Source organism: Roseateles sp. FW301-B2 (assembly GCF_058788955.1).
Window position 1 is genome coordinate 41,672 of record NZ_JBYTBE010000039.1, and the last position, 6,300, is coordinate 47,971.

General features: G+C 66.2%; 6 protein-coding genes. 4 read left to right on the plus strand and 2 right to left on the minus strand.

Annotated elements, in window-relative coordinates; translation table 11 throughout:
* Positions 1 to 3: 3 nt before the first annotated feature.
* Complete coding sequence (locus AC3WQY_RS21035) at positions 4 to 486, minus strand: Lrp/AsnC family transcriptional regulator (RefSeq protein ID WP_285233903.1); 483 nt, start codon at positions 484 to 486, stop codon at positions 4 to 6.
* A gap of 122 nt (positions 487 to 608) precedes the next feature.
* On the opposite strand from AC3WQY_RS21035, the gene hppD reads away from it, so the two are divergent.
* Complete coding sequence (gene hppD, locus AC3WQY_RS21040) at positions 609 to 1,739, plus strand: 4-hydroxyphenylpyruvate dioxygenase (RefSeq protein ID WP_492710495.1); 1,131 nt, start codon at positions 609 to 611, stop codon at positions 1,737 to 1,739.
* Positions 1,740 to 1,784: 45 nt separating this feature from the next.
* Here hppD and AC3WQY_RS21045 read toward each other — a convergent pair whose 3' ends face one another.
* Positions 1,785 to 2,708: an esterase/lipase family protein gene (locus AC3WQY_RS21045; RefSeq protein ID WP_492710497.1), complete on the minus strand. Its 924-nt coding sequence runs from the start codon at positions 2,706 to 2,708 to the stop codon at positions 1,785 to 1,787.
* 81 nt (positions 2,709 to 2,789) lie between these two features.
* On the opposite strand from AC3WQY_RS21045, the gene AC3WQY_RS21050 reads away from it, so the two are divergent.
* From AC3WQY_RS21050 to AC3WQY_RS21060, 3 genes are read left to right on the plus strand one after another with little or no spacing between them, the layout of a single operon-like run.
* Positions 2,790 to 3,521, plus strand: a complete 732-nt coding sequence (locus tag AC3WQY_RS21050; protein WP_492710499.1) for a DUF8198 family protein — start codon at positions 2,790 to 2,792, stop codon at positions 3,519 to 3,521.
* Between the two features lie 60 nt (positions 3,522 to 3,581).
* The gene (locus AC3WQY_RS21055; RefSeq protein ID WP_492710500.1) at positions 3,582 to 5,276 is read left to right on the plus strand and encodes a long-chain-fatty-acid--CoA ligase; all 1,695 of its coding nucleotides are present in this window, start codon (positions 3,582 to 3,584) and stop codon (positions 5,274 to 5,276) included.
* A gap of 2 nt (positions 5,277 to 5,278) precedes the next feature.
* Positions 5,279 to 6,217 carry an MBL fold metallo-hydrolase gene (locus tag AC3WQY_RS21060; RefSeq protein WP_492710501.1) on the plus strand — a complete coding sequence of 313 codons (939 nt, stop codon included), beginning with the start codon at positions 5,279 to 5,281 and terminating at the stop codon, positions 6,215 to 6,217.
* The last annotated feature ends 83 nt before the right edge of the window (positions 6,218 to 6,300 follow it).

Sequence of the window (6,300 nt, forward strand, 5' to 3'; positions counted from 1 at the left end):
GCCTCAGATCGGCACGGCCGTGGTGTTCTTCAGGCGGTCCAGCACAAAGCTGGTCTTGCAGTCCTGCACGCTGGGGTGCTTGAGCAGGGTCTCGGTGATGAAGCGGGAGTAATGCTGCATGTCCTGCACCAGTACGCGCAGCAGATAGTCCATCTCGCCGGTGAGGGCCGCGCATTCCACCACCTCAGGCCAGGTCTGCACCGCGGCGCGGAACAGGTCCATGGGGTTGCGCTTGTGGCTCTCGGTGTGCTTTTCCAGCCGCACATTGATATAGGCCGTCAGCCCCAGGCCGACATGCTCGGGGCTCACCAGGGCCACATAGGCCGCGATCACGCCCGCCTCTTCGAGCCGCCGCACGCGCCGCAGCACCGCCGAGGCGGAGAGATTGACCTGCGCCGCGAGGGCGTCATAGGTCACGCGCCCGTCGAGCTGCAACGCCCTCAAAATGCGCTTATCAATGGCATCGAGCTGGGTTTCCTTGTCCATTTCTGCATTTTTGCAGTTTTCCTGCGCACCAAAACAAAAGTCGCGCGCCAATCGCATGAATCCTGCAGGCCCCTGGACCTACAGTCTTGACCCATCGCAAGACATCCGCTGCAGGAGACAACATGGCATTCACCCCCTGGGACAACCCAATGGGCACCGACGGCTTCGAGTTCATCGAGTTCGCCGCGCCCGATCCGGCCGCGCTGGGCAAGCTGTTCGAAACCATGGGCTTCACAGCCGTGGCCAAGCACCGCCACAAGAACGTGACCCTGTACCGCCAGGGCGAGGTGAACTTCATCATCAATGCCGAGGGCGACTCGTTTGCCCAGCGCTTTGCGCGCCTGCACGGCCCCTCGATCTGTGCCATCGCCTTCCGCGTCAAGGACGCCGCCTTCGCCTACCAGCGCGCGCTGGAGCTCGGCGCCTGGGGCTTTGACAACAAGGCCGGCCCGATGGAGCTGAACATCCCGGCCATCAAGGGCATCGGCGATTCGCTGATCTATTTCGTCGACCGTTGGCAGGGCAAGAACGACGCGCCCGCCGGCGCGATCGGCAACATCAGCATCTACGACGTGGACTTCGTGCCCCTGCTGGATGCCGAAGGCAAGCCGGTCCCGTCCAAGCCGGTGGGCCACGGCCTAACCTATATCGACCACCTGACGCACAACGTGTTCCGCGGCCGCATGAAGGAATGGGCCGAGTTCTACGAGCGCTTCTTCAACTTCCGCGAGGTGCGCTACTTCGACATCGAGGGCAAGCTGACCGGCCTGAAGTCCAAGGCCATGACCAGCCCCTGCGGCAAGATCCGCATCCCCATCAACGAGAGCAGCGACGACAAGAGCCAGATCGCCGAGTACCTGGACCTCTACCATGGTGAGGGCATCCAGCACGTGGCGCTGGGCACCGACAACATCTACGCTACGGTGGAAGGCATGAAGGCGACCGGTGTGGTGTTCCAGGACACCATCGCCACCTACTACGACCTGGTGAACGAGCGCCTGCCCCAGCATGGCGAGAACCTCGAGGAGCTCAAGCGCCTGCGCATCCTGATCGACGGCGCCGCTCACGAAGGTGCGCCGCACGAGCTGCTGCTGCAGATCTTCACCAAGGAAGTGATCGGGCCGATCTTCTTCGAGCTGATCCAGCGCAAGGGCAATGAGGGCTTTGGCGAGGGCAACTTCAAGGCCCTGTTCGAGAGCATCGAGCTGGACCAGATCCGTCGTGGCGTGCTGAAGGTCGACGAGCCCATCTGAGCGCCGGCGATCGAGCCGCGCCGCGAAACGCCTTGAGGCCTGCGCTCAAGGCGTTTTTTCTTGTGCGTCCTGCAGCAAGGCCATCACTGCGGCGCGCAGGCCGGAGTGAAACAGCAGGTCGAGATGGCCGCAGGCCTGCACGTGATGATTGCGCGCGCCCGGCAAGGCGGCGGTGCCGGCCGGGCAGACGATCTGGTCGGCATGACTGAAGAAGCAGTCGAAGCGCTGGTAGTGCTGCGCCTGCTCCAGCTGCGCCAGCGTCGCCAGCCACGGCGAGTCGCGGCGCATCTGTCGGGCATTGGCCGCCGATGAGAAGCGCGCCATCAGCGTGCCCGCATGCGGCGAGCCCAGGGTGACGATGCGGTGCACGCGGCTGCCGTCATGCCCCGCATGGCGCCACCAGGCACGTGCGGCCAGCCCACCCATGCTGTGCGCCACGATGATGGGCGCACGGCCGCTGCAGGCCTCAAGCCGCCGCAGCGCCGCGTCGATGGCCGGCACATAGGCATCGATGCTGCCGAACGCCGGCTCCAGCGTGAGCGCCATGAAGGGCTGGCCACGCTCGCGCAACTGGCGCATCCAGGGATTCCAGAGTCCGCGGTTGCAGGTGAAGCCGTGCAGCAGCAGCACGCCGCGCTGCGCGCTGTGGGTGGGCAGATGGTCGGGCTCGGCCCGGTCGGCAAAGGGCTGCTGCCAGCTGAACACGCGCTCCAGCGCGCCGCATTCGCGCCACCAGGCGGCGATGGCCTGCCAGCGCCCCAGGCGCGGCACGCCCGCGGCAAGCGGCAAGCCGCGCAGCCAGAAGAACACCGGCAGCAGCGCGATCTGTTGCAGCATCAAGGTCGCAAGGGCCAGGCCGAGCCCCTGCCAGACGCCCCAGCGCGGCAGCGCCCAGGCCAGCGCCGCCGCGGCAAGCATGAGGCGCAAGCCCAGATGCAGGCGTTGCCAGCGCGCATTCACTCCCGCCATCTCGACGCCCTCCTCTAAGCTGCGAGCCAGTGTAGGCCGCCGGCAGCGGCACAATTTGAGTCCAGACTCTGAAGGTGGTCGATGCAAGCCGAGATCCTGGGTTTCCTGCAGCAAGTGGAGGCGGAGCGCCTGCGCCGCGCGGCCGACCCGGCCCTCGAGGCCCGGGTGCAGGCCGTCAAGAGCTATCAGCAGGCGCGCTTTTCGCGCAGCTATGCCGACCTGCTGGCCAGCACGCGCTATGCCGGCGCCGCGCGCTTCTTTCTTGAGGAACTCTACGGCCCGGGCGATTTCAGCGAGCGCGATGCGCAGTTCGCGCGCGTGGTGCCGGCGCTGACGCGGCTGTTCCCCGCCGAGGTGGTGAAGACGGTGCGCCTGCTCGCCGAACTGCACGCCATCTCGGAGCAGCTGGACAGCGCGATGGCGGGCCAGCTGGCCGCGCCCCAGCTCTCGGCCCAGGGCTATGTGAGGGCCTGGCAGGCGGTGGCCCAGCCGCGCTACCGGCAGCAGCAGATCGACCTCACCATGGCGATCGGCGCGGCCCTGGATGGCTACACGCGCAAGCCGCTGCTGCGCCAGGCCTTGCGCATGATGCGGGGCCCGGCCAGCGCGGCCGGCCTCTCGGCGCTGCAGCATTTTCTGGAGACCGGCTTCGACACCTTCAAGGCCATGAAGGGCTCGGGCGAATTCCTGGCCTGCGTGCGCAAGCGCGAAGAGGCGTTTGCGCGGGCCTTGTTCGCTGCCGACGCGGGCGCGCTCGAACTATCTCGCCCCGCTTGTCCCACAGGTGACGATCCACTAGGGCAACTCCCCTAGCTGCGCAGGGCCTGCAACGCTGACCATCGGAGATCGCCGCCGACTACAAGACGAGGAGACATGGCCGCAGTACTCGCAGACAAGCCCTGGTTGAAGAGCTACCCCGAGGGCGTTCCGGCGGAGATCCGCACCGACACCTACCGTTCACTGGTGCAGTTGCTGGAAGAAGCCTTCCGCAAGCATGCCAAGCGCGACGCGGCCGCCTGCATGGAGCAGCGCCTGAGCTTTGGCGAGGTGGACGAAATGTCGCAGGCGCTGGCCGCCTGGCTGCAGGGCAAGGGGCTGGCGCGCGGCGCGCGCGTCGCCATCATGATGCCCAATGTGCTGCAGTACATGGTCGCCATCGCCGCCATCCTGCGCGCCGGCTATGTGGTGGTGAACGTCAATCCGCTCTACACGCCGCGCGAGCTGGAGCACCAGCTGAAGGACTCGGGGGCCGAAGCCATCATCGTGCTGGAGAACTTTGCCGCCACGCTGGAAGAGGCGATTGCCCACACCGATATCAAGCATGTGGTGCTGGCCTCGCTGGGCGACCTGCTGGGCTGGTGGCGCGGCCCGCTGATCAATTTCGCGGTGCGCCATGTGCGCAAGATGGTGCCGGAGTTCCGCCTGCCCACCGGTGCCGGCCACAGCGTGACGCGCTTCAACAAGGCGCTCGACGAGGGCCGCGGCATGCGCATGAAGCCGGTGGAGGTGGGCCCCGACGACGTGGCCTTCCTGCAGTACACCGGCGGCACCACCGGGATCTCCAAGGGCGCCACGCTGCTACATCGCAACGTGGTGGCCAACATCCTGCAAAGCGAGGCCTGGTTCGGGCCCATGCTGGCCCGCATCGGCAACAAGCAGCTCACCACCGTCTGCGCCCTGCCCCTGTATCACATCTTCGCGCTCACGGCCTGCTACATGCTGGGCGCGCGGCTGGGCATGATGAACCTGCTGATCCCCAATCCGCGCGACATCCCCGGCTTCATCGCGACGCTGCAGCAGTACCGCGTCAATATGTTCCCGGCGGTCAACACGCTCTTCAACGCCCTGGCCAACGAGCCCTCGTTCGCGCGCCTGGATTTCAGCGAGCTGGTGATCTCCAACGGCGGCGGCATGGCGGTGCAACAGGCCACGGCGGAGAAGTGGCTCAGCATCACGGGCTGCCCCGTGGTGGAGGGCTACGGCCTGTCGGAAACCGCCCCCGTCGCCACCATCAACCGGCTCGACCTGCACGACTTCAATGGCTCGATCGGCCTGCCCGTGCCCAGCACCGAGATCGCGATCCGCGACGACGCCGGGCAGGACGTGCCGCAGGGCGAGCGCGGCGAAATCTGCATCCGCGGCCCGCAGGTGATGGCGGGCTACTGGAACCGCCCTGACGAGACCGCCAACGTCATGTATGCGGACGGCTTCTTCAAGAGCGGCGACATCGGCGTGATGGACGCCGCGGGCTTCATCCGCATCGTCGACCGCAAGAAGGACATGATTCTGGTCTCCGGCTTCAACGTCTATCCCACCGAGATCGAGCAGGTTGTGAACATGCATCCGGGCGTGCTGGAATGCGCCGCCGTGGGCATCCCGGACGCCCGCTCGGGCGAGACCGTCAAGCTCTATGTCGTGAAGAGCGACCCCGCCCTGGCGGAGGAAGACCTCAGCGCCTTCTGCCATGACCAGCTCACCGCCTACAAGCGCCCCAAATACATCGAGTTCCGCGACGAGCTACCCAAGAGCAACGTCGGCAAGATACTGCGGCGCGAATTGCGCAGCTGACGATGGCGGCCGCGCACGCCTTGCTACCGCCCCAAGTACGCGTGCTGGAGCGGGGCTGGCTGTCGTCCAACTCGATCCTGCTCTTGGGCGACCCAAGCGCCGGGCCCATCCTGATCGACACCGGCTACGCCAGCCATGCCCAGCAGACGCTGGCGCTGGTCGCCGAGGCGATTGCCGGTGAAGCGCGCGGCCTGAGTCGCATCATCAACACCCATCTGCACTCCGATCACTGCGGCGGCAACGCAGCCCTGATGGCGGTCTATGGCTGCCCGGCCTGGATCCCGCCCGGCCACTACCAGGCGGCGCTGGACTGGGACGAGGCGCAGCTCAGCTATCGCCCCACCGGCCAGCAATGCCCCCGCTTCACGCCCACGGCCATGCTGGAGCCCGGCGCCTTGATCGAGCACGCGGGGCTGCGCTGGCAGGTCCATGCGGCGCCCGGACATGACCCGCATTCCCTGCTTCTGTTCGAGCAGCACTCGCGCACCCTTGTTTCGGCCGACGCCTTGTGGGAGCACGGCTTCGGCATCGTCTTCCCGGAAATCGAGGGTGAGGGCGCCTTCGACGAAGTGGACGCCACGTTGACGCTGATCGAGGAGCTGAATCCCCGCGTTGTGATACCCGGCCATGGCGCCGTCTTCGAGAACGTGAGTGCGGCCCTGAGCGAGGCCCGCTCGAAGCTCGCCTTTTTCCGCAAGGAGCCGGCCCGGCATGCCAAGCACGCATCCAAGGCCTTGATCATGTTCCATATGCTGGAAGTGCGCGCGCAGTCTCGTCCCGATCTGCTGGCCTGGCTGCAAGAAAACCCGATCCAGCGCCTTATGTGGGAGCGCTATTTCTCCGAACAGCAGATGCAGGCATGGTGCGACCGCGTGATTGCCGAGCTGCTGGCGGGTGGCGTATTGGCCATGGATGAGCAGGAGCGGCTGTCGATCGCTTGATCGAATTTGCGGCCCTTAAAAGCAAAAACCCTCCGACTCATAGGAGGCGGAGGGTTTGCTTTGGATATTAGCCTGACGATGAC